This window comes from Gryllotalpicola protaetiae, assembly GCF_003627055.1.
GTDB lineage: Bacteria > Actinomycetota > Actinomycetes > Actinomycetales > Microbacteriaceae > Gryllotalpicola > Gryllotalpicola protaetiae.
The window spans coordinates 648683-669898 of the sequence record NZ_CP032624.1 but is presented as its reverse complement, the minus strand read 5'-3'; the positions used below and the strand labels follow the sequence as shown (position 1 = coordinate 669898).

The 21216-nt window shown below is 70.8% G+C and carries 22 protein-coding genes; 14 read left to right on the top strand and 8 right to left on the bottom strand.

Features of this window, described 5'->3' with window-relative positions; translation table 11 throughout:
- Positions 1-180: 180 nt before the first annotated feature.
- Together D7I44_RS03365 and D7I44_RS03360 are read left to right on the top strand one after the other, a co-directional pair.
- Positions 181-978, top strand: coding sequence for an enoyl-CoA hydratase/isomerase family protein (locus tag D7I44_RS03365; RefSeq protein ID WP_120788189.1), 798 nt, complete (start codon positions 181-183; stop codon positions 976-978).
- A 38-nt stretch (positions 979-1016) separates the two neighbouring features.
- Positions 1017-2273, top strand: a complete 1257-nt coding sequence (locus D7I44_RS03360) for a chloride channel protein (protein WP_120788188.1) — start codon at positions 1017-1019, stop codon at positions 2271-2273.
- 91 nt (positions 2274-2364) lie between these two features.
- On the opposite strand, the gene gndA is transcribed toward D7I44_RS03360, so the two are convergent.
- Positions 2365-3828, bottom strand: coding sequence for an NADP-dependent phosphogluconate dehydrogenase (gndA, locus tag D7I44_RS03355; RefSeq protein WP_120788187.1), 1464 nt, complete (start codon positions 3826-3828; stop codon positions 2365-2367).
- Positions 3829-3854: 26 nt separating this feature from the next.
- On the opposite strand from gndA, the gene D7I44_RS03350 reads away from it, so the two are divergent.
- From D7I44_RS03350 to D7I44_RS18385, 5 genes are all read left to right on the top strand, one after another.
- The gene (locus D7I44_RS03350) at positions 3855-4412 is read left to right on the top strand and encodes a gluconokinase (protein ID WP_220093824.1); all 558 of its coding nucleotides are present in this window, start codon (positions 3855-3857) and stop codon (positions 4410-4412) included.
- 104 nt (positions 4413-4516) lie between these two features.
- On the top strand, positions 4517-5563 hold the full coding sequence (locus D7I44_RS03345; RefSeq protein WP_120788186.1) for a helix-turn-helix domain-containing protein: 1047 nt from the start codon (positions 4517-4519) through the stop codon (positions 5561-5563).
- A gap of 109 nt (positions 5564-5672) precedes the next feature.
- Complete coding sequence (locus D7I44_RS03340; protein ID WP_120788185.1) at positions 5673-6275, top strand: TetR/AcrR family transcriptional regulator; 603 nt, start codon at positions 5673-5675, stop codon at positions 6273-6275.
- A gap of 195 nt (positions 6276-6470) precedes the next feature.
- Positions 6471-7076 carry a DUF6230 family protein gene (locus tag D7I44_RS03335; RefSeq protein WP_120788184.1) on the top strand — a complete coding sequence of 202 codons (606 nt, stop codon included), beginning with the start codon at positions 6471-6473 and terminating at the stop codon, positions 7074-7076.
- A 13-nt stretch (positions 7077-7089) separates the two neighbouring features.
- Entirely contained in the window at positions 7090-8451 is a 1362-nt protein-coding gene (locus D7I44_RS18385) for a DUF6114 domain-containing protein (protein ID WP_181445596.1), read from the top strand.
- A gap of 1 nt (position 8452) precedes the next feature.
- Here D7I44_RS18385 and uxaC read toward each other — a convergent pair whose 3' ends face one another.
- The gene (gene uxaC, locus D7I44_RS03325; RefSeq protein WP_120788183.1) at positions 8453-9859 is read right to left on the bottom strand and encodes a glucuronate isomerase; all 1407 of its coding nucleotides are present in this window, start codon (positions 9857-9859) and stop codon (positions 8453-8455) included.
- Positions 9860-9932: 73 nt separating this feature from the next.
- Positions 9933-10937, bottom strand: coding sequence for a LacI family DNA-binding transcriptional regulator (locus D7I44_RS03320; RefSeq protein ID WP_120788182.1), 1005 nt, complete (start codon positions 10935-10937; stop codon positions 9933-9935).
- Between the two features lie 52 nt (positions 10938-10989).
- On the opposite strand from D7I44_RS03320, the gene D7I44_RS03315 reads away from it, so the two are divergent.
- From D7I44_RS03315 to manD, 5 genes are read left to right on the top strand one after another with little or no spacing between them, the layout of a single operon-like run.
- Positions 10990-11856: a sugar phosphate isomerase/epimerase family protein gene (locus D7I44_RS03315; RefSeq protein ID WP_120790771.1), complete on the top strand. Its 867-nt coding sequence runs from the start codon at positions 10990-10992 to the stop codon at positions 11854-11856.
- Complete coding sequence (locus D7I44_RS03310) at positions 11853-13049, top strand: Gfo/Idh/MocA family protein (protein ID WP_120788181.1); 1197 nt, start codon at positions 11853-11855, stop codon at positions 13047-13049. The genes D7I44_RS03315 and D7I44_RS03310 overlap by 4 nt, the downstream gene beginning before the upstream one ends.
- The gene (locus D7I44_RS03305; RefSeq protein ID WP_181445595.1) at positions 13046-14062 is read left to right on the top strand and encodes a sugar phosphate isomerase/epimerase family protein; all 1017 of its coding nucleotides are present in this window, start codon (positions 13046-13048) and stop codon (positions 14060-14062) included. Before D7I44_RS03310 ends, D7I44_RS03305 begins: the two co-directional genes overlap by 4 nt.
- 2 nt (positions 14063-14064) lie before the next feature.
- A complete protein-coding gene (locus D7I44_RS03300) occupies positions 14065-15153 on the top strand; it encodes a mannitol dehydrogenase family protein (protein ID WP_120788180.1) in 1089 nt (362 codons plus the stop codon).
- Positions 15143-16393 carry a D-mannonate dehydratase ManD gene (gene manD, locus D7I44_RS03295; protein WP_120788179.1) on the top strand — a complete coding sequence of 417 codons (1251 nt, stop codon included), beginning with the start codon at positions 15143-15145 and terminating at the stop codon, positions 16391-16393. The genes D7I44_RS03300 and manD overlap by 11 nt, the downstream gene beginning before the upstream one ends.
- 10 nt (positions 16394-16403) lie before the next feature.
- Here the strand turns inward: manD and D7I44_RS03290 are convergent, their stop codons facing one another.
- From D7I44_RS03290 to D7I44_RS03275, 4 genes are all read right to left on the bottom strand, one after another.
- Positions 16404-16664 (bottom strand): SHOCT domain-containing protein, encoded by a 261-nt coding sequence (locus D7I44_RS03290; RefSeq protein ID WP_120788178.1) that lies wholly within the window; start codon positions 16662-16664, stop codon positions 16404-16406.
- A gap of 87 nt (positions 16665-16751) precedes the next feature.
- Entirely contained in the window at positions 16752-17507 is a 756-nt protein-coding gene (locus D7I44_RS03285; RefSeq protein ID WP_120788177.1) for a sulfite exporter TauE/SafE family protein, read from the bottom strand.
- 14 nt (positions 17508-17521) lie between these two features.
- Entirely contained in the window at positions 17522-18169 is a 648-nt protein-coding gene (locus tag D7I44_RS03280) for a response regulator (protein WP_120788176.1), read from the bottom strand.
- The gene (locus tag D7I44_RS03275) at positions 18166-19353 is read right to left on the bottom strand and encodes a sensor histidine kinase (protein WP_162940028.1); all 1188 of its coding nucleotides are present in this window, start codon (positions 19351-19353) and stop codon (positions 18166-18168) included. Before D7I44_RS03275 ends, D7I44_RS03280 begins: the two co-directional genes overlap by 4 nt.
- A 220-nt stretch (positions 19354-19573) precedes the next feature.
- On the opposite strand from D7I44_RS03275, the gene D7I44_RS03270 reads away from it, so the two are divergent.
- Positions 19574-20185, top strand: coding sequence for a 50S ribosomal protein L25/general stress protein Ctc (locus tag D7I44_RS03270; protein ID WP_120788174.1), 612 nt, complete (start codon positions 19574-19576; stop codon positions 20183-20185).
- Positions 20186-20297: 112 nt separating this feature from the next.
- Positions 20298-20891 (top strand): aminoacyl-tRNA hydrolase, encoded by a 594-nt coding sequence (pth, locus tag D7I44_RS03265; protein WP_120788173.1) that lies wholly within the window; start codon positions 20298-20300, stop codon positions 20889-20891.
- 10 nt (positions 20892-20901) lie between these two features.
- On the opposite strand, the gene D7I44_RS03260 is transcribed toward pth, so the two are convergent.
- Positions 20902-21192 (bottom strand): Dabb family protein, encoded by a 291-nt coding sequence (locus tag D7I44_RS03260; RefSeq protein ID WP_120788172.1) that lies wholly within the window; start codon positions 21190-21192, stop codon positions 20902-20904.
- Positions 21193-21216 lie beyond the last annotated feature (24 nt).

Genomic DNA, 21216 nt, shown 5'->3' with positions numbered 1-21216 from the left:
TCAGGCGCTGGCGGTGACGGCGCCGGGCGCCGCCGGGCACGAGACGCACGATTCGTCACTCTGCCGACGCGTTTCGGGGTGACGGATCGTGCGGATTGTGACGAATCGTGCGAGGCCTAAGCATGGCCCAGACGGCACTCCCTGCGCCCGACCGCCCAGCCGAGCGAGCAGGATGGGATCATGGCTGAGACCGACACCGTCGTCGTGACGACCCCGAGCGAGGGCGTCGCCCTCGTGACCCTGAACAATCCGGAGCGGATGAACTCGCTCACCCTCGAGACGCTCGACCGGCTCGAGGCCGTCGCGCGCGAGCTCGACGCCGATGCCTCGCTGCGCGCCGTCGTCGTGACGGGCAGCGGCCGCGCGTTCTGCTCCGGCCTCGACCTCTCGGTGCTCGGCACCCTGAGCGGGAATCCGACGCCGCTGCAGCTCCGGCTGCAAGAGCGCGCGGTGCGGCCGTTCGTCGCCGTGCGCGACGTGCACGTTCCGGTCATCGCTGCGGTCAACGGGCCGGCGGTGGGCGCGGGAATCTCGCTCGCCCTCGCCGCGGACATCCGCCTCGCGGGGTCCGCGGCCGCCTTCGTCGCGGGCTTCACCCGCATCGGCCTCTCGGCCGGCGACCTCGGTGTCTCGTGGCTGCTGCCGCGCGCGATCGGCTACGGCGCGGCCGCCGAGCTCGTGTTCACGGGCGGCCAGCTGGACGCGACCGAATCCGCGCGGCTGGGCCTCGTGAACCGGGTCGTCGACGGTGACGTCGTGGCCGCCGCGGTCGAGCTCGCCGCGCGCATCGCCGCCAACTCGCCGTCGGCGGTGCGGCTCTCCAAGTCGGCGCTGAAGGCGAACCTCGAGATCCCGTCATACGCGGCCGCGATCGAGCTCGAGAACCGCGGGCAGGTGCTCGCCACCCGCACCGAGGACATGGCAGAGGCGATCGCCGCGTTCCGCGAGAAGCGCGACGCCGTGTTCACCGACCGCTGACGCGCCCCCAGCACCTAAGCATCCACTAGCGTCGAGGCATGCCTGCCCCCGCCCGACGCATCCTGCGCCTCGCGCTCGTCATTCTGATCGTCGGGGTGCTGGTCGGGGCCATGGCCGGGCTCGTCACCCTGTTCTTCCGTGGCGTCGAGAGCGTCGCGTTCGGCTATTTCGAGAACCCCGCGCGCCCCGGCGCGGTGGATGCCCCGGTCTGGCGCCGCTTCGCCGCGGTGATCGTGGCGTGCACGATCGCGGCGGTCGTGTGGTGGCTGATCCGCACGCGCGCACGCGCGGTGCCCAGCGTGCAGAAGGCCGTCACCGGCACGCCGATGCCCTGGTGGGAGACCATCGTGCACGCGGGCCTGCAGATCTTCATCGTCGGCGCGGGCGCGCCGGTCGGTCGCGAGGTCGCGCCGCGCGAGCTCGGCGCGCTGATCGGCGGCGGGTTCGCGCGGGTGTTCGGCCTCGACGCGCGCGAGCGCACCCTCGTCGTCGCTGCGGCGGCGGGCGCGGGCCTCGCGGGCGTCTACAACGTGCCGCTCGCAGGGGCGCTGTTCACCGTCGAGATCCTGCTGGCCGAGCTGTCGCTCGAGGCGATCGGCGTCGCGCTCGGCGCCTCGGCGCTCGCGGCGCTCGTCGCGAGCATCGTCGAGGGCGGCCATGCGTTCTATGCACTGCCTGCGGTGCACGCGTCCTGGTCGCTCGCGGTCTTCGCGCTGATCTTCGGGCCGGCTTTCGGATTCCTCGGCTACTGGTTCTCGCACTGGACGGCCTGGGCCGAGCGGAAGAAGCCGAGCGGCGCCGCCATCCTGTGGCTGCTGCCCGCGGCATCCGTCATCGTCGCCGTCGTCGGCATCTGGCTGCCGCAGGTGATGGGCAACGGGCGCGCGCTCGGGCAGTACGCGTTCGGCTCGACGTCGTGGGCGGCGCTCGGTGTGCTCGTGTTCGGGTTCGCCGCGAAATCGGTGCTGACGCTGCTGACGATCCGCAGCGGCGCGGCCGGCGGCGTGCTGCAGCCGGCGATCGCGGTCGGTGCGGCCGCCGGGGCCGCGCTGGGCATCGGCTGGGCGCTGCTCTGGCCCGGCTCGCCGGTCGCCGCGTTCGCGATCCTCGGGGGAGCGGCTCTGCTCGCCGCCAGCCAGAAGGCGCCGCTCATGGCCCTCGCGATCGTGTTCGAGCTGACGCACGCGCCGTTCGAGCTCCTCGCCCCGCTCGGCATCGCGGTCGCCGGCTCAGTCCTCACGCGCCGGCTCCTCGAGCACGCGGAAGACCGGGCCCCGAGGAAGCTCGACATCTAACGCGTGCGCGGGTGAAAACGCCTGTGCGCGGGAGAAGTTTCTCCCGCGCACACGTCGTTTCACCCGCGCACGGGGCGAACGGCCGAGTTGGCTAGTGCCAGGAAGGCTCGGTCTCGATCTCCGAGCGATCACCCGACCACAGGGTGTGGAAGATGCCGTCCTTGTCGATGCGCTTGTAGGTGTGCGCGCCGAAGAAGTCGCGCTGCCCCTGCACGAGCGCGGCGGGCAGGCGCTCGGCGCGCAGGCCGTCGTAGTACGCGAGCGACGACGAGAACGCGGGCGAGGGGATGCCTGCCTCTGCGGCCGACACGACGACGCGGCGCCATGCCCCCTGAGCCTCGGTGACGGCGTCGCGGAAGTACGGCGCCAGCACGAGGGCGACCAGCGACGGATCGGAGGCGTACGCCTCGGTGATGCGGCCGAGGAAGCGCGCCCGGATGATGCAGCCCGCGCGCCAGATCTTCGCGATCTCGCCCTTCTTGATGTCCCAGCCGAACTGCTCGGCTCCGGCGATGATCTCGTCGAAGCCCTGCGAGTACGCGATGATCTTCGACGCGTACAGCGCCTGGCGCACGTCCTCGATGAACGCGTCGGGGTCGGAGGGCTTCCAGTCCTCGCTCGACGGCCCGGGCAGCACACCGGCCGCAGCCGCGCGCTGCGCCGCCTTCGATGAGAGCGAGCGGGCGAACACGGCCTCAGCGATGCCCGACACCGGAACACCGAGGTCGAGCGCGTTCTGCACTGTCCACGCGCCGGTGCCCTTGGCGCCGGCTGCGTCGAGGATCACGTCGACGAGCGGCTTGCCCGTCTCGGCATCCGTCTGGCGCAGCACCTGCGCCGTGATCTCGATGAGGTACGACTCGAGCTCGGTGGTGTTCCACTCGTCGAACACATCGGCGATCTCGGCGGGGGTCTTGCCCGTGCCGCGGCGGATCAGGTCGTACGCCTCGGCGATGAGCTGCATGTCGGCGTACTCGATGCCGTTATGCACCATCTTCACGAAGTGGCCGGCGCCGTCGGTGCCGACGTGGGTGACGCAGGGCTCGCCGTCGTCGGCGCGGGCCGCGATCGACGCGAGGATCGGCCCGAGGGTCTCGTACGACTCGACCGAGCCGCCCGGCATGATCGAGGGCCCGTGCAGCGCCCCCTCCTCGCCGCCGGAGATGCCGGTGCCGACGAAATGGATGCCGGTCTCACGCACGGCCTGCTCGCGGGCGATCGTGTCGTGGAAGTTCGCGTTGCCGCCGTCGACGATGATGTCGCCCGGCTCGAACACCTTGGTCAGCTCGTCGATGACGGCGTCCGTGCCGCGGCCCGCCTGCACCATGATGATCGCCGTGCGCGGCTTCGAGAGCGACGCCGCGAACTCCTCATAGCTGTGCGCCGGGACGAAGCCGGCCTCCGGGTGCTCGGTGATGAGCGTCTCGGTGCGCTCCCATGAACGGTTGAAGATCGCGACGGTGTTCCCTTCGCGCGAGGCGAGGTTGCGGGCGAGGTTCGACCCCATCACCGCAAGACCGACGACACCGATGTTTGCCACGGACTGCTCTGTCATGGGTCAACAGTAGTCAAGATAGAGAGATGGATTCCGCGCCTGTCGTCACACTTCAGCCCATTGTTCTCATGGGCGTCAGCGGTTCGGGGAAGTCGACCGTCGGCGAAGCGCTGGCCGCGGCATCCGGCCGCGTCTTCATCGACGGCGATGACCTGCATCCCGCCGCGAATAAGGAGAAGCAGGCCGCCGGCATCGCCCTCACCGACGACGACCGCTGGCCGTGGCTGCGGCGCATCGGCGAGCGGCTCGCGGTCGGCGACGGCGTGATCGTCGCGTGCTCGTCGCTCAAGCGCGCCTACCGCGATCTGCTGCGCGAGTATGCGCCGGAGACCTACTTCGCGCTGCTGAGCGGCTCGCGCGAGCTGCTCGAGGCCCGGCTCGCGGGCCGCCATCACGAGTTCATGCCCGCCACGCTGCTCGGCTCGCAGCTCGCGACGCTCGAGCCGCTCGGCGCAGACGAGCGCGGCGGCGTCTTCGACATCGCCCGTCCGGCCGACGAGCTCGTCGAGGGGATCCGCGCCGCGCTCGCGACAGGCCAGCCCATCGACATCGGCGCGCCGGCGGCAGGCGACATCATCTGCTGACGGGATGCCGAAGATCCGCGTGATTCCACCACTGGCTTGACGGTCGGGTCGCGAATCCGGCCCAGAAGGCGGCCTCCGGCCGCGCGTCGTGCTTTGGTCTGACTATGACCCCGTCCAAGAAGGCCTTCGGCCAGTTCGTCATCGCGAAGCGGCAGGCAGCCGGCCTCACTCAGCGCGAGCTCGCCGACCGTGTGTTCATCACAGAGTCGGCCGTCTCGAAGTGGGAGCGGGGGCTCTCATACCCGGACATCACCCTCGTCGGCCCACTCGCCGAGGCGCTGCGCGTCAGCGAGGGCGAGCTCATCAACGCGAGCGACGACCATGCGTCGCAGCAGGTCGAGCGCGAGGCGCGCGTCTATCGCCGTTGGCGGGCATCGCTGCTCTGGAGCACGTCGATCGCCTACGCGACGACGCTCGTCACCTGCTTCATCGTGAACCTGTCGGTCGAGCACACGCTCAGCTGGTACTGGGTCGTCGTCGCCGCGGTCGCCCTCGCCTTCAGCCTCACGACGCTGCCGCTGCTCGCGCTCCCCGTGCTGCATCGGGGCTGGCTCGTGCTGGGCGCCGGCCTGTTCAGCCTGTTCGCGCTGCTCGCGATCGTGCGGCTGCTGTACAGCGATGACGGCGGATGGCTGCTGATCGCGATCTGCGCGGTGATGTTCGCCGCCGTGCTGGTGTTCGGGCCCATCTGGTTTGCGACGCGCCCGTTGCCGACCCCGGTGTCGCACCACCGCACCGTGCTGGCGCTCGGCGCGGACACGGTCGCCCTGGTGCTGCTGCTGCTCGTCATCGCGCTGGTGAACGGCGACCTCGCGTCGTTCGTCACGCAGTCGCTGCCGATCACCGCGGTGTGCCTCGTGATGCCGTGGGTGATCGCGCTCGTCATCCGCTACCTGCCCATCGCCGGGCTGTACCGGGCGGGCATCGCCGTCGCGTTCGCCGGGGTCTACCTCTTCGCGGTGCTGCAGCCGGCGCTCGACCGGCTGACGGGCGATCATCAGGAGCGCCCCGTCGACCTCGGCCGCTGGCAGGCCGAGTACATCAACGGCAACGTGAACGTGCTCACCCTGATCGGCACGGTGCTGATCGGCGCGGTGCTCGCGCTCGCCGCGGCGCTGCGCGGCGGTCAGCGCACTCGCGAGCTCCGCTGACGCGCCGCCCGTAGGACACCGATTCCGCGTGGGGGCGGCGGTTCCGGGCGGCCAGACCACCCGATCGACCGAATCGGTGTCGGAATGGCGGCGCCGATAGGCTCGGGGAATGGCAGGGGCGGAACGCCGTACGCGGATGACTCCTGAGGAGCGGCGCAAGCAGCTGATCGCCCTCGGGGTGAACGCGCTCGCCGACCGGCCTCTCGAAGAGATCACGATCGAGTTCCTCGCAAGCGAGGCCGGCGTCTCCCGGGGCCTCGTGTTCTACTACTTCAACTCGAAGACCGGCCTGCACCACGAGCTCATCCAGACCGCCCGCGACAGCCTCATGCGGGCGACCGAGCCCAAGCCCGAGCTGCCCGCGTCGCAGCGCCTGCACGACACGCTCGAGCGCTTCGTCGGCTTCGCCCGCGACCACCGCCAGACGTTCTACTCGCTGGTGCGGGGCACTGCATCGGGCGATGAGGACGTGCGCACGATCGTCGAGGAGGTGCGCTCCGCCCAGGCTGAGCGCCTGTCGATCATGTTCCACGAGCTCGGCGCCGAGCAGACGCCTCGGCTGCAGGTCGCTCTGCGTGCCTGGGTCGCGCTCGCCGAGCAAGCGCTCGTCGACGGGGCTGTGAACCACGAGCTCACTCACGACGAGCTCGTCGCGTTCCTCGAGCGCAGCTGCCTCGCCGTCGTCGAACTGGCTGCTCACGCGCGAGGCTAAGGCGCGCCGCGCCGCTCGGGCGCAGTTGAGTCGATCGGGCGCATCCCACTGCGGGCATCCGTATGCCCCATCGACCCATTTGCGCCCGATCGACCCGCGCGCCGCGCCGCCCCCTTATTTGACCGTTTGTCAATAGCCTTGTAACCTCAACGGGGCACGACAGAGTTGTCTTGTCACCAGTCTCAAGGGGGAGCAATGAACTTCAAGAGCATCGTGAACTCGCGCGGGGGGCGCATCGCGATGGTCGCCGTTCCGGTCGGAATCGCGGCGGCGGTCGTCATGGGCGGTGTCGCTCAGGGCGCCGTTCCCGTCTCGTTCTCCATCTCGGGTCAGTCCTTCACCATGGGCGGCACCGAGCTCGACGGCACCTCGTTCTCGCAGTACGGCGGCGTCGCCAAGCTGCAGGACGGCAAGCAGGTGCCCGTCGCGATCGCGAACATCGGCACCGCGACGATCGCCAACCTGTGCCAGTCGGTCGTGACCGACACGCCGCTCGGCAAGGTGGGCCTGGTCATCACCGCGGGCGACCAGGCCGGCAACCCGGTCAAGGCGCAGAACCTGCAGATCGGCATGACCGACCTCAAGGGCGACGCGGTCTTCAACAACATCCGCATCGGCGCGGATGCCGCGTCGGTGATCACCGACGCCAAGGGCTCAGCGGGCGACTTCGCCCAGGACTCCCAGGGCATCACGCTGAAGAACTTCTCGCAGGTCGCGTACAGCACGACCGCGGGCACGCTGGCGCTGTCCGACATGCACCTCAAGGTCGTCACAGACGGCAGCGGCTGCCCCGGCAAGTAAGCGGCGGTCACTCGTGACGACGCGACGCGCCGCCTTCACGCGATGGCGCACCGAGCGACCCTTCTGGGGCGCGGTGCTCATCGCGCTCGGCGGCATCGAAGAGTTCTTCTCCGGCCAGCTCGACATCGGAAAGATCCACGTGCAGCTGGGGCTCGAGGGGCTGCAGGCGGCGGTGATCCCGGCCGTGCTGGTGCTGCTCGCAGTGCTGATCCTGCTCATGCCGGTGCATCGCATCTTCTACGGCATCATCGCCCTGCTGCTCTCGCTGTACTCGCTGATCGGCGTGAACCTGGGCGGCTTCATCATCGGCATGCTGCTGTCCTCAGTGGGCGGCGTGCTCGCGGTGGCGTGGATGCCCAGGAAGCAGGCGGTGGAGGCTGACCCAGGGGCGGATGCCGCGGCCGAACAGCCTCGCGAGGCATCCGTTCACTCGCGGGTGCTGCACGGAGACGGGCACGCAGAGCCCGTCATCCCGCCTTCGCTCGGCAAGCCCGGTGAAACGGGCAGGCGGGCGTCCGCGACCGAGGCTGCACCGCGCGGCCGTCGCGTGCTGCGCGGCGGAGCGGCCGCTGCCGTCGCGGCGCTCGCCCTCGCCGCGGCTGCCGTCGCGCCGCAGTCGGCGCAGGCCGCCGACGCGTCGGCCGTGCAGGCGGGCTGCGTGCTGCTCATCATCTGCTCACCGTCGTCGAGCCCGTCGCCGACGCCGTCGACGTCTGCTCCGAGCGCGCCCCCGTCAACCGGTGATGGCTCGTCCTCGGGCTCGGGTGGATCCCCCGTGCAGACCGGCCCGGGCGGCACCATCATCCAGGTGCCCGGGCAGAGCGGCGGCTCCGTGCCCGCCCCCGGCCAGCAGCCTGTCACGCAGCCGCCGGCCGCCAGCGACCCGACCACGCAGACACCGCTCGTGGCCCTCGGCGCCGACAACGACCACGGCATCTTCACGACGCCGTCGGCCAACACCTGGGGTGACTCCATCCAGATCTCCGGGCCGAGCCAGGCGGGCGTCGTGACCGTGCCGCTCGCGAACGGCAGCCGCGCGACAGCGATCCGCATCGAGTGCGACCAGCTCACCATCGGCAACTTCCACCTCGACTCGAGCAACCGCCAAGAGCTGGTGAACCTCGACACCAGCGGCATGACCCTCAAGGGGCACGCGGTGATCTGGGTCGACCGCATCGGCACGCAGTACGGCGACGGAGTGGGGCTCGAGCAGAGCCTCGCGGCCAATCCGCTGACGCTCGAGGCGCTCATGACGCTGCTCGGCCAGGGGCACACGGTGCTCGGCCTCGTGGGGGCGCAGGCCGACAGCCTCAGCTACGACGACTTCCACGAGACGGCCGCGTTGCAGAGCTCGGGCGTGCCGAGCGGCAACTAGCTCACAGTTTGAACACGCCCCGGGGCTGCCCGTCGACCAGTCGGCGGGCGACCGCGAGCGCGTCGTCTTCGCTCAGCTGGTGGGTCGTGACGAGCGACGCCAGGAACGCGGCATCCGCCCGCCTCGACATGTCGTGCCTGGCCGGGATCGAGCAGAACGCCCGCGTGTCGTCGATGAACCCGCTCGTCTTGCCGAAGCCGGCCGCGTCGGTGATCGAGCCGCGATATCGGGCGATCGCCGCGGGGGAGTCGAGGAACCACCACGGCGCCCCCGCGTACACGCTCGGGTAGAACCCGGCAAGCGGGGCGATCTCGCGGCTGAAGAGGCTCTCGTCGACGGTGAACAGCACGAGGTGGAAGCCGGGGGCCGTTCCGAAGTCGCGCAGCAACGGCGCGAGCGGCAGCGTGTACCCGCCGACCGCTGGAAGGTCGTGCCCCGTGTCGGGCCCGAACCGGTCGAAGGTCGGCCGGTGCGTATTGCGGTGCACGCCCGCATGCAGCTGCATCACGAGCCCGTCGTCGACGCTCAGCTCGGCGAAGCGGTACAGCAGGTTCGAGCGATAGGCGGATGCCTCGGCCGGCGTCACCTCGCCGCTGAGCGCACCCAGGTGAATGCGCTCGGCCTCCGTGTCCGACAGCGGCGTCGTCTCTGCGCTGAGCACCCCGGTGTCGGTCGCGGTGCCGCCCGCGGCCGTGAAAAAGGCGCGGCGGCTGCGCAGGGCGTCGAGCAGCCCGGCATACGTGCCCGTGTCGATGCCGGATGCCTCGGCCAGCGCTGCGAGCGCCGGAGCCCACCCCGGCGCGTCGGGGCTCATGTAGCGGTCTGCGCGGAAGGTGGGAAGCACCCGGCCGCTGAAGCCGGGGTCCTCGCGCAGGGCGAGGTGCGCGGCGAGGTCGTCAGCCGGGTCGTCGGTCGTCGCGAGCACCTCGATGTTGAAGCGCTCGAAGAGCGCGCGCGGGCGGAATGCCGGCTCGGCGAGGCGCGCCTGCAGTTCGTCGTAGACGCGGTCGGCCGACTCGGCGGACGGCTGCTCGCCGATGCCGAACACTTCTGCCAGCTCGCTCTCGAGCCAGAACCGCACGGGGGTGCCGAGGAACGCGTCCCAGTGCTCGCACAGCAGGCGCCAGATCGCGCGCCCGTCGCGCTCCTCGGGCGGCACCCCGACACCCAGCCGGTCGAGCGGCACCCCGTGCGCGTGCAGCAGCCGGGTCACGTAGTGGTCGGGCGTGATGAACAGCGCGGCCGGGTCGGGGAACGGCTCGTCGTCGAGCAGGACGCGCGCGTCGACGTGCCCGTGCGGCGACAGGATCGGGGCGGCTCTGACGTCGTCGTACAGACGTCGGGCGACCTCGCGAGCGGCGGAGTCCGAGGGAAGCAGGCGGTCGGGGTGCGGCGACAGCGCGGTCATGCGGGGCAGTCAAGCAGGAGGCATCCACCATGACAAACGTTTGCCACGCGTTGCCGGTCGGGTGTTCGCCTCGTCATCCACCCGGCGCCGGGCCGGACGAGGCGCGGATCGTCAGGTGGGTCGGCAGACGCACACCGCGCCTCGACGCGCCCCCGGCGAGCTGCGCGAGCAGCATCGAGACGGCGACGCGCCCGGCCTGCGCGATCGGCGCTGTGATGGTCGTGAGCGGAGGGTGGCAGAAATCGGCGCCGAAGATGTCGTCGCACCCGACCACGCTCAGATCGTCAGGCACGCGCACCCCGCGCTCGGCGAACCGCCGCAGCATGCCGATCGCGAGCAGGTCGTTGAAGGCGAGGCAGGCGGTGGCGCCCGTGTTGATCACGGCGTCGGCTGCCGCAGCGCCCTGGCTCTGCCGCGGCTCGAACGGCCCGACCCGCGACACCGCGACGCCGAGCCGCTCGGATGCCGCGACGAAGGTGCGCCAGCGCCGCTCGTTCGGCCATGAGGTGGGCGGCCCCGCTGCATAGGCGACGCGCCGATGCCCGTGCGAGACGAGGTGCTCGAGCACCTGCTCGACGCCGGCCGGGGTGTCGATGAAGACGCTCGGCACCCCGCGGGTCTGCCGGTTGATCGCGACGAGCGGCACGGTCCGGGCGAGTTCGGCCAGACGGCGGTCGGTGAGGCGCGAGGCGGCGATGATCGCCCCGTCGTAGGAGGCGCGCAGTCGCCGCAGCATCGCCTCCTCCAGCTCCTCCGACTCCTCGGTGTCGAGCAGCAGGGGTGTGTAGCCCGCGGGTCCGAGCTCCTGCTGCGCGCCCCGGATGATGTCGAAGTAGAACGGGTTCGTCACGTCGGACACGAGCAGGGCGATGCTGCGCGTGCGTCCGGAGCCCAGCGCGCGGGCCGCCGCGTTCGGGGTGTAGCCGAGCTCGGCCGCCGCGGCCGCGATGCGCTCGCGCGTCGCGGCGTTCACGCGCTCGGGCCGCGTCAGCGCACGCGACACGGTCGAGATGGCGACACCGGTGCGCGCGGCGACATCCGCGAGAGTGGCGCGCGAGGCGGGCTCGGGTGTCGGCATGCCTTGATGCGAGCATCCTTGGCAATAATCGGCAAACGTTTGCTGCATGCGGATGCCGGTGCCTAGCGTGATCCCCGTGAGCGACACCGCTGTCTGGACCCTTTCCGGCTTCGGCGACGAGATCTCCCCGGACCCTGCGATCCAGCTCGCGGTGCTCGAGGCGCTCGGCGCCCGGCACATCGAGGTGCGCAGCGCGTGGGGCGTGAACGTCGCCGACTTCGACGACGAGCGGGCGGATGCCCTGGCCGGCCTCATCTCGCACGCGGGCTTCGGCGTCTCAGCCATCGCGTCGCCGATCGGCAAGGTCGGCGTGTCGCTGCCCGTCGAGCATGAGGTCGAGCGGCTGCGCGCGGTGATCCGCGTGGCGCACCGGCTCGAGTCGCGCTACGTGCGGATCTTCTCGTTCTACCGGGGCGACGGCGTCCCGGTCGAGGCCACGCGCGACGACGTGCTGAGCCGGCTGCGCGCTCTCGCCGATATTGCCGAAGCCGAAGACGTGGTGCTGCTGCACGAGAACGAGAAGGAGATCTACGGCGACGTGCCCTCTCGCGTGCTCGATCTCGTCGAGTCCGTCGGCAGCGACCACCTCCGGCTCGCCTGGGACAACGCGAACTTCGTGCAGTGCGGCGTGAAGCCGTTCACCGAGGGCTGGGCGACGCTCGCGCCCTATGTCGACTACCTGCAGGTGAAGGACGCGGTGGCCGCGACCGGCGAGGTCGTGCCGGCGGGGGAGGGCGACGGCGAGCTGCTCGAGACCGCGACCGCGCTGCGCGATGCCGGCTATCGGGGCTTCGCGAGCCTCGAGCCGCACCTGGCCGCAGGCTTCGCGCTCGGCGGCTTCAGCGGCCCGGCCGCGTTCGGGCGCGCGGCGCGCGCCTTCGACAAGCTGCTCGCGCAGATCGGCGTGACGACCGCATGAGCACGGCGGATGCCTCACTGACCGCCGCCCTCGTGGGCAACGGCATCATCGCGACGAACCACGTGCGCGCCCTCGCGCGGCAAGGCGGCGTGCGCGTCGCGGTGCTCGTCGACCCCGACTCGGAGGCACGCGCCAAGATCGCCTCGCTGATCGTGGCGGAGACCGGCTGGCCGGCCCCCGCGCAGTTCGACTCGCTCACCGCGGCGCTCGCCGCGGGCGCGCCGGACCTCGTCATCGTCGCGACGCCCAGTGGCACCCACGTCGAGCTCGCGCTCGAGGCGCTCGCCGCCGGCGCCCACGTCGTCATCGAGAAGCCCCTCGACACGACGGTCGGGAAGGCGCTGCCGCTCGCCCGGGCGGCGCGCGAAGCATCCGCCCGCGGTCAGATCGTCAGCGTCATCAGCCAGCATCGCTTCGACCCTGCCTCCGTCGTCGTCGCCGACGCCGCGCACGGCGGCGCGCTCGGCCGCGTCACCAGCGCGGTCGCCTCGGTGGCGTGGTGGCGCAGCCAGGACTACTACGACTCCGGCGCCTGGCGCGGCACCTGGGCGCTCGACGGCGGCGGCTCGACCATGAATCAGGGCGTGCACACCGTCGACCTGCTGGTGTGGTTCCTTGGCCGACCGGTCGCCGTGTTCGCATATGCCGCCGCGCTCGCGCACGAGCGGATCGAGGTCGAGGACACGCTCGCCGCGACGGTGCGCTTCGCGAACGGCGCGATCGCGGTGCTGCACACCACGACGGCCGCGTTCCCGGGGCTCAGCGTGCGGGTCAACGTGCACGGCTCGAAGGGCTCGGCGCAGCTCGACCGCGACCAGCTCGAGTACTTCTACGCCGAGCCCGCAGAGGGAACCGACCCGGCGGTCCTCGGCGACACCCACGTCGATCCCACCCGCGTCGGCCCCCGCAATCTCGCGTCCGGGCTGGTCCCGGCCGAGCATCTCGCGGGCGGCCCCGTGCCGGACGATGCGTTCGTGCAGGGGCACAGCAGGCAGTACGACGACATCGTCGGCGCGATCCGCGAGGGCCGCGCACCCAAGGTTGGCGTCGACGACGCGCTGAGGTCGCTCGCGGTGGTTCGCGCACTCTACGTCTCCGCGTCCCTCGGTAGGGAGGTACTGGTCAGCGAGGTGCTGGCTGGCCAATACGATGACCTGGTACCAGACCCCGCAGCGACGCAGGAGCCGCTATGAAATTCTCTGTCTTCACCGTCTCGACGCCCGAGTGGACGCCCGAAGAGACCGCCCAGATCATCGCCCGCCTCGGGTGGGACGGCATCGAGTGGCGCGTCACCGATCAGGAAGAGGCGGAGAAGCCGGGCCACTGGGCCGGCAACCGCGCGACCTGGCCGCTCACCGGGCTCGAGGGCTCGATTCCCGAGATCGCGCGCATCACCGCCGAGGCGGGGCTCGAGATCTCGGCGATCGGCGGCTACGCGCCGGCATCCGACCATGAGAACGTCGAGCGCCTGCTCGCAGCGACCGCCGCGCTCGGGGCAGGCCGCGTGCGCGTGACGCTGCCCAAGCTTCCCGTCGGCGACTACCGCGCCGTGTTCGCCGAGACCCGCGAACACCTCGAGTGGGCCGCCGAGCGTGCGGCCGAGCACGGGGTCAAGGTGCTCATCGAACTGCACCACGGCACGATCGTCTCGAGCGCGTCGGCCGCCTACCGGCTCGTCGAGGGCCTCGACGCAGACCACATCGGCGTCATCCACGACATCGGCAACCTCGTCAACGAGGGCTTTGAAGACCTGGGCGCCGCGTTCCAGATCCTCGGCGAGTACCTCGCGCATGTGCATGTCAAGAACGGCAACTGGTGGCCGAACGCGCAGTTCGGCCCCGACGGCCAGGTGATCTGGGGCTTCAACTGGGCCCAGCTGCGCGACGGCCAGGCCGACATCGAGTGGCTGTTCCGCGCGCTCGTCGCGGCCGGCTACGACGGCTGGGTGACGCTGGAGGACTTCGTCGACCACAACCGCGCGCGCGACGAGCGCCTGGAGGACAGCCTCGCCTACCTGAACGGCGCCTATGAGCGCGCGACCATGTGGGCGCGCTGGGTCGCGGCCGGCTCGCCGGACGGCGACGACTACGACGCCTTCGTCGACCGCATGGTCGCCGAGGACGAGGCCGCCGCCCGCGCGGCCGGCGAGCCCGTCGAGATCGAGCTGCCCGACGAGGCGGACGAGGCCGACGAGGCCGACGAGTAGGGATGCCACGACTCGCGCACCTCGGACTCGGGCACTTCTTCCGCGCCCACCAGGCGTGGTACACCGAGCGTGCGAACGGGTTGAACCCTGACGAGACGTGGGCGTACACCGCGTTCACGGGCCGCTCGCCCGTCCTCGCCGAGGCGATGACCGCGGGCGGCGACCGCTACACACTGATCGAGCGCGGCGCCGACGGCGACACCGCGTCGACGATCACGTCAGTCACGCGCTCGATTCCGGGTGACGATGCGGACGGCTGGGTCGCCGCCTTCTCGGACCCGGAGCTCGCCGTCGTGACCGTCACGGTCACCGAGTCCGGCTACGGCGACGCGCCGACCGCGGCGCCGACGCGGCTGCTCACCGGCATCGCCGCCAGGCGGGCTGTGGGCGCCGGTCCGCTCGCCGTCGTCAGCTGCGACAACCTCGCGGGCAACGGCGAGGTGCTGCACGGCGCGGTGGCGCGGCTGGCCGAGGCATCCGATCTCGCACTTGCGCGCTGGGTCGAGCGCAATGTGACGTTCCCCTCGACCATGGTCGACCGCATCACACCGCACACCGACGACCCGCTGGTCGTCGTCACGGAGCCGTTCTCGGAGTGGGTGATCGCTGGCGACTTCCCCGCGGGGCGCCCCGCGTGGCACGAGGTCGGCGTGCGCTTCGTCGACGACGTCGCGCCCTACGAACGGCGCAAGCTCTGGCTGCTGAACGCGGCGCACACGACCATGACCTACCTCGGCCTGCTGCGCGGGCTCGAGACGATCGACCAGGCATGGGGCGACGCCGAGATCCGCGCGACGGTCGAGCAGCTGTGGACAGAGGTGCGGCCTGTGCTCGGCCAGGGGCTCTCGATGACACTGCCGGACGACGAGATGGATGCCGCCCTCGCCGCCCTCCGTCCGCGATTCGCCAACCCGCGCATCGCCCACCGCCTCGAGCAGATCGCTCGGCAGGGCCGCGAGAAGCTTGCCCAGCGGCAGCAGGCGATCATGGCGGCGCGCATCGAGGCTGGGCTTCCCGCGGGTGAAGCCTGCGAGGCGACCATCGCCGCCTTCGACGAGATCGTGAGAAAGGGAGAGTTCCGTGTCGATTGAGAAGGCCGAAGTCCTGGTGTCGAGCCCCGGGCGCAACTTCGTGACGCTGCGCATCACGACGAGCGACGGGGTGACGGGCCTCGGCGACGCGACCCTGAACGGGCGCGAGCTGGCCGTCGCCGCGTACCTCGGCGAGCACCTCGTGCCGCTGCTGCTCGGCCGCGACGAGCACCGCATCGAGGACACCTGGCAGTATCTGTACCGCGGCGCCTACTGGCGCCGGGGCCCCGTGACGATGGCCGCCATCGCCGCCGTCGACACCGCCCTCTGGGACATCAAGGCGAAGATCGCCGGGCTGCCGCTCTACCAGCTGCTCGGCGGGCGGTCGCGCGAGGGCCTGCTGGTCTACGGTCACGCCTCGGGCGCCGAGCTGCCCGAGCTGTTCGACAGCATTCACGAGCATCTGGAGGAGGGGTACCGGGCGATCCGCATCCAGACCGGCATCCCCGGTCTGCCGTCCGTCTACGGCGTCGCCTCGTCGGCTAATGCGGCCACCGGAACCTCTAGCGGCACCGACGCCCGCTACGACTACGAGCCTGCCCGCCGCAACGACGTGCCCGTCGAGGAGACCTGGGACACGCGCGCGTACCTGCGGCACATCCCCGGGGTGTTCGAGGCGGTGCGGAACGAGTTCGGGCCCGAGCTGCCCCTGCTGCACGACGCCCATCACCGGCTCACCCCGATCCAGGCGGCGAAGCTCGGGAAGTCCCTCGAGCCCTACGACCTGTTCTGGCTGGAGGACGTGACGCCCGCCGAGAACCAGGACGCGCTGCGCCTCGTGCGGCAGCACACCACGACACCGCTCGCGATCGGCGAGGTGTTCAACACCATCTGGGACTACAAGACGCTCATCGAAGAGCAGCTGATCGACTACGTGCGCAGCCCCATCACGCACGCGGGGGGTGTGACGGGGCTGCGGCGCATCCTCGACTACGCGAGCGTCTACCAGGTCAAGTCGGGCATGCACGGCCCGACGGATGTCTCGCCGGTCGGCCTCGCCGCCGCGATCCACCTCGGGCTCGCCATTCCGAACTTCGGCATCCAGGAGTACATGCAGCACGCCCCCGTGACGCACGACGTGTTCCACACGACGTTCACGTTCGATGGCGGGCTGCTGAACGCCTCTGACGAGCCGGGCCTCGGCATCTCGTACGACGACGAGGCCGCCGCCGCGTACCCCTACGAGCGCGCCTACCTGCCGGTCAACCGTCTCCTCGACGGCTCGATGCACGACTGGTGAGTCGGCCGGCCTAACGCGGCCCGGGGCCGAACTCCGGGCGGTTCGCGCGCAGCACCTCGAGGCGCGCGCGGTACTCCTTCTCGTCGATGTCGCCGTTCGCGTAGCGCTGTGCGAGCGTCTGCTCGGCCGAGCTCGCGCCCTGGTTGTGCCAGTAGCCCCACATGGCGCGGCGCCGCCTGCCGAAGACGACCGCGAGCACGACGATGACCGCGATCCAGAAGAGCGGGATGAAGATGAAGAACGGGAAGAACCCGAATCCGTTGTGCCACATGGCGGTTTCCTTTCAAGCGGTTTCGCTGACTCATCCAGCGTCCCGAAACCGCCGACCGCGCGAATCCGCCCGGCGGAGTGACCTCACCTACTCCTGACGGAGCAGCAGCCACGCGGCGAGCACGAACCCGCAGCAGGCGATCAGCCACCGCATCACGTCATGCTGCACCCGCCGCGCGACCGACGGCCCGATGAGCCCGCCGATGACGGCGCCGATGCCGAGTGAGATCGCGGCGGGCCACACGACGCTGCCGACGACGGCGAACAGCACCGCGGGCAGCAGGTCGGCGGCGACCAGGATCACGTTCTTCATCGCGTTGGCCCGGTGCAGCACGGGTTCGCGCGTGAACAGCAGAAGCGCGATCAGCAGGATGCCGGAGCCGGCGCCGAAGTAGCCGTTGTAGAGCGTGACCGCCCCGAGCGACCCGATCACCGCCGGCCGCCTCCACTCGTGCCCGCGCGCCTCCTGCCACCGCGTGATCGAGGGCTGCAGCAGCAGGATCAGCGACCCCGCGAGCACGAGGAACGGCACGATCCGGTCGAACACCTGGCCTGGAGTGACCACGAGCAGCACCGCTCCCGCGAGCGAGAACAGCACACTCAGGGGCACCCAGCGTCGGATCGTCTCCCCATGCCCGACGAGCTCGGGCGCCGCCCGGCTCGCGGAGCTCAGCCCGCTGCCGAGCAGCGCGACCGAGTTCGTCACGTTCGCGGTGAGCGGCGGGATGCCGGCGGCGAGCAGTGCCGGGTACGCGACGAGGCTGGTGATGCCGCCGGCCGTGCCGATGATGCCCGCGACGACGCCCGCGGGCAGCAGGAGCAGCACGGCGACGGTGTGGGGCACCGTTCGATGATGCCTTACGGCACGAGCCCCGTTTCGTAGGCGATCACCACGAGCTGCACGCGGTCGCGGGCCGCGAGCTTCGTCATGATGCGCGACACGTGCGTCTTGGCGGTCAGCGGGCTGAGGAAGAGCTCCACGCCGATCTCCTGATTGGTGAGGCCGCGCCCCACGAGCCGCAGCACCTCGCGCTCGCGCTCGGTCAGCACCGCGAGGCGCGACGCGTCGACGGGCGCATGCCCTGCCGCGAATTGCGCCAGCAGCCGCTTCGTCACGCCGGGCGAGAGCAGCGCCTCGCCGGCGACGGCGACGCGCACCGCGCGTAGCAGATCGACGGGCTCGGTGTCTTTGACCAGGAATCCGCTCGCCCCTGCTTTCAAGGCGCGTGCGACGTACTCGTCCAGTTCGAAGGTGGTGACGATGACGACGTGAACGGATGCCAGCCCGGGGTCGCCCGCGATCTGCTCCGTCGCCCACAGGCCGTCGCCGTCCGGCATCCGGATGTCCATCAGCACCACGTCGGGCCTGGCGTCGCGCACCACCTCGAGCACGCGCCGCCCGGTGCCGGCCTCTCCGACCACCTCGAGGTCGGGTTCGGAGTCGATGAGGCTGCGGAATCCGCCCCTGATCAGCGCCTGATCGTCGGCGACCACGACCCGGATCACGAGGGGCTCCGCAACGGCAGCTCGGCGCGGACTTCGAACCCGCGGTCGGGCCGGGGCCCCGCCGAGAAGACGCCGCCGAGCAGTTCGGTCCGCTCGCGCATCCCCAGCAGCCCGCGTCCGTCGGGCGAGGGGGTCGCTGCGGCGCCCTGGCCATCGTCGGAGACCGCGACCAGCAGCCAGCCGCCCTCGCCCGACGCCTCAACGACCTCGACGCGGATCCGCCCTGCGCGGGCGTGTTTCGTCACGTTCGTGAGCGCTTCCTGCACGATCCGGTAGGCGGCCTGCTGCACGGCGGCGGGCACGGCCGCGGCATCCGGCACCCCGAAATCAAGCACGGCCTCGGCACCGCGCACGTCCTCGACCAGCTGGCGGATGCCCGCCAGATCGTGCTCGGGCGTGAGCGGCGCCTCGTCGCCGCGCAGCATGCCGAGCACCTGTCGCACCTCGCCGAGCGCCTGTTTGCTCGTGTCCTTCACGTTCGCGAGCGCCTCTGCCGCCTTCTCGGGCTGCGTGTCGAACAGGTGCAGGCCGACGGACGCCTGCACATTGATCTGGCTCAGCGAGTGCGCCAGCACGTCGTGCAGCTCGCGCGCGATGCGGACCCGCTCGGCCTGCGCCTCCTCCGCCTGTCGCGCCTCCGCGTCGCGCAGCAGCTGTGCGCGCCAGGCGCGCCGGTTGCGCGCCCCCTCTGGCACCACGAGCACCAGGATCGACACGATCGTCCACGGCACGAGCAGCACGAGCGCGCCGACCTGACGGGTCGCCAGGTAGAGCGCGATCGGCGTCAGCCACAACACGCCCGTCACGACCCAGGCCCACAGGCGCGCGCCCTGAAGCACCGCGATGACCACGCCGAAGACGACAGAGATGTAGAACGCCACCGCGCCGACCACGGTGATCAGCAGCGTCTCGCCGAGAACGGCGCATGCGGCGATGGCCACCAGCAGCGGCCCGGGCCAGCGCCTGATCCAGACGAGCAGCACCGGGCCCGCGAGTGCGAGCACGACCGCGGCGATCACCACCAGCGCGGGCTGATCGATGCGCGGGGCCGCATGATGCAGCCACGGCGGCATCGTGCGGACGCTCCGCGTCGCGAGAACCCCGAACGTCGTGCCGAGCTGCACCAGCGCCGACAGAACGACCGGCACCCACACACGCAGTGCAGAGCGTCGAGAGGCGGGCATGTGGTCAGCGTAGGGGCCGCTGTCGACGCCGGGCATCCTCCCGAGGGAGTAGTCCTCTCGGCCTGATAAACTGGACAGAACTTCGGCGAGGGACGCCTCATCTGGCATCCGTTATCGACGCGGTGGAACCGGCTTCACGTCATTCCTCACGCGCATACGCGTTCGAGTTGAAATCACACACCAGACGTGGGCAGGCAGCCCACCGACAGAAAGCACTCACATGGCTGACGACAACAAGCTCGTCGCGGAAGTCCGCGACTCCTTCGGCAAGGGCGCCGCGCGCAAGATCCGCGCCCTGAACAAGATCCCCGCCGTGATCTACGGCCACGGCACCGAGCCGCGCCACGTCACCCTCCCGGGCCACGAGACGATGCTCCTCATCCGCAAGGCGAACGCGATCCTCGAGCTCGACATCGCCGGCACCTCCGAGCTGACGCTCGTGAAGGACGTGCAGCGCGACCCGGTGCGCCAGATCATCGAGCACATCGACCTGATCCTCGTGCGCCGCGGCGAGAAGGTCACCGTCGACGTTCCGGTGCACGTCGAGGGCGAGCCCTTCGGCTCGGCCATCGCCGAGCAGGACGCGAACACGATCTCCGTCGAGGTCGAGGCGACCAACATCCCCGAGCGCATCGTCGTCGACGTCGAGGGCAAGGAGGCGGGCACGCACATCACCGCAGGCGACCTCGAGCTGCCGGCCGGTGCGAGCCTCGTGACCGATCCCGAGACGCTGGTCGTCGGCATCGTCCTGCCGGCCGCCCCCGTCGAGGAGGGCGCTGAGGAGGCGGCAGCCGCCGAGACCGCGGCCCCCTCGGCCGAGTCCGCCGAGTAACCACCCCTCGCGGGCATGGCCCGCTCGGCGTCCGCCGCACGACGACCCTCACCGGATCGTCGTGCGGCGGACGCCCATCTGGGCGCTCGCCTTTCGCGTACCGTAGGGCCTTATGTCTTCCCCCGCTGACACCTGGCTCGTCGTCGGCCTCGGCAATCCCGGTTCGGCCTACGCGAACACCCGCCACAACATCGGGCAGATGGTGGTCGACGAGCTCGCCTCGCGGGCATCCGCCGCCTTCAGATCGCACAAGACGAACTCGCACGTGGCCGAGGGGCGCATTCACGTTGGCGGCCCGAAGCTGATCCTCGCGAAGTCGAACGGCTACATGAACACCTCCGGCGGGCCGGTGTCGCAGCTGCTCAACTTCTATTCGCTGACCGCCGCTCAGCTGATCGTCGTGCAGGACGAGCTCGACATCCCCTTCGACACCCTGAAGCTCAAGTTCGGCGGCGGCCACGGCGGCCACAACGGCGTGCGCGACATCATCAAGGCGACGGGCACCGGCGACTTCACGCGGGTGCGGGTGGGTGTCGGGCGGCCGCCCGGGTCATCGGATGCCGCGGATCACGTGCTCAAGGCCTTCAGCTCCACCGAGCGGAAGAACCTGCCGATCCTCATCGGCGATGCGGCCGACGCGGTCGAGCTGATCACGACCCAGGGGCTGACCGCTGCGCAGCTCCGCTTCCACACGAAGACCGCGTAGCTCCGCCGAATCAGAGCGCGGTGTAGTCGACCTCTTGGAAGTCGGCGACCTCGGTCTCCCAGCGCTCCGCCACGAACGCGGCGTGCAGCGGGTGGTTCGTGTAGCCGTCGTACGCGGCCTGGTCGTCGAACTCCATCGAGAGCCCGAACGCGAAGTCGTTCTTCGGGCTCACCTCGCGCAGCGCCTCGAAGCTCTGCACCCCGGGGACGCTTGCGAGCTCAGCCGCTGCGGAAAGGAACGCGGCTTCCTCAGGCGAGCCTGCGGGGTGGACGAGACGGAAAGCGACGGTGTGCCGGATCATGTCCTCACCCTATGGCGACGGCTA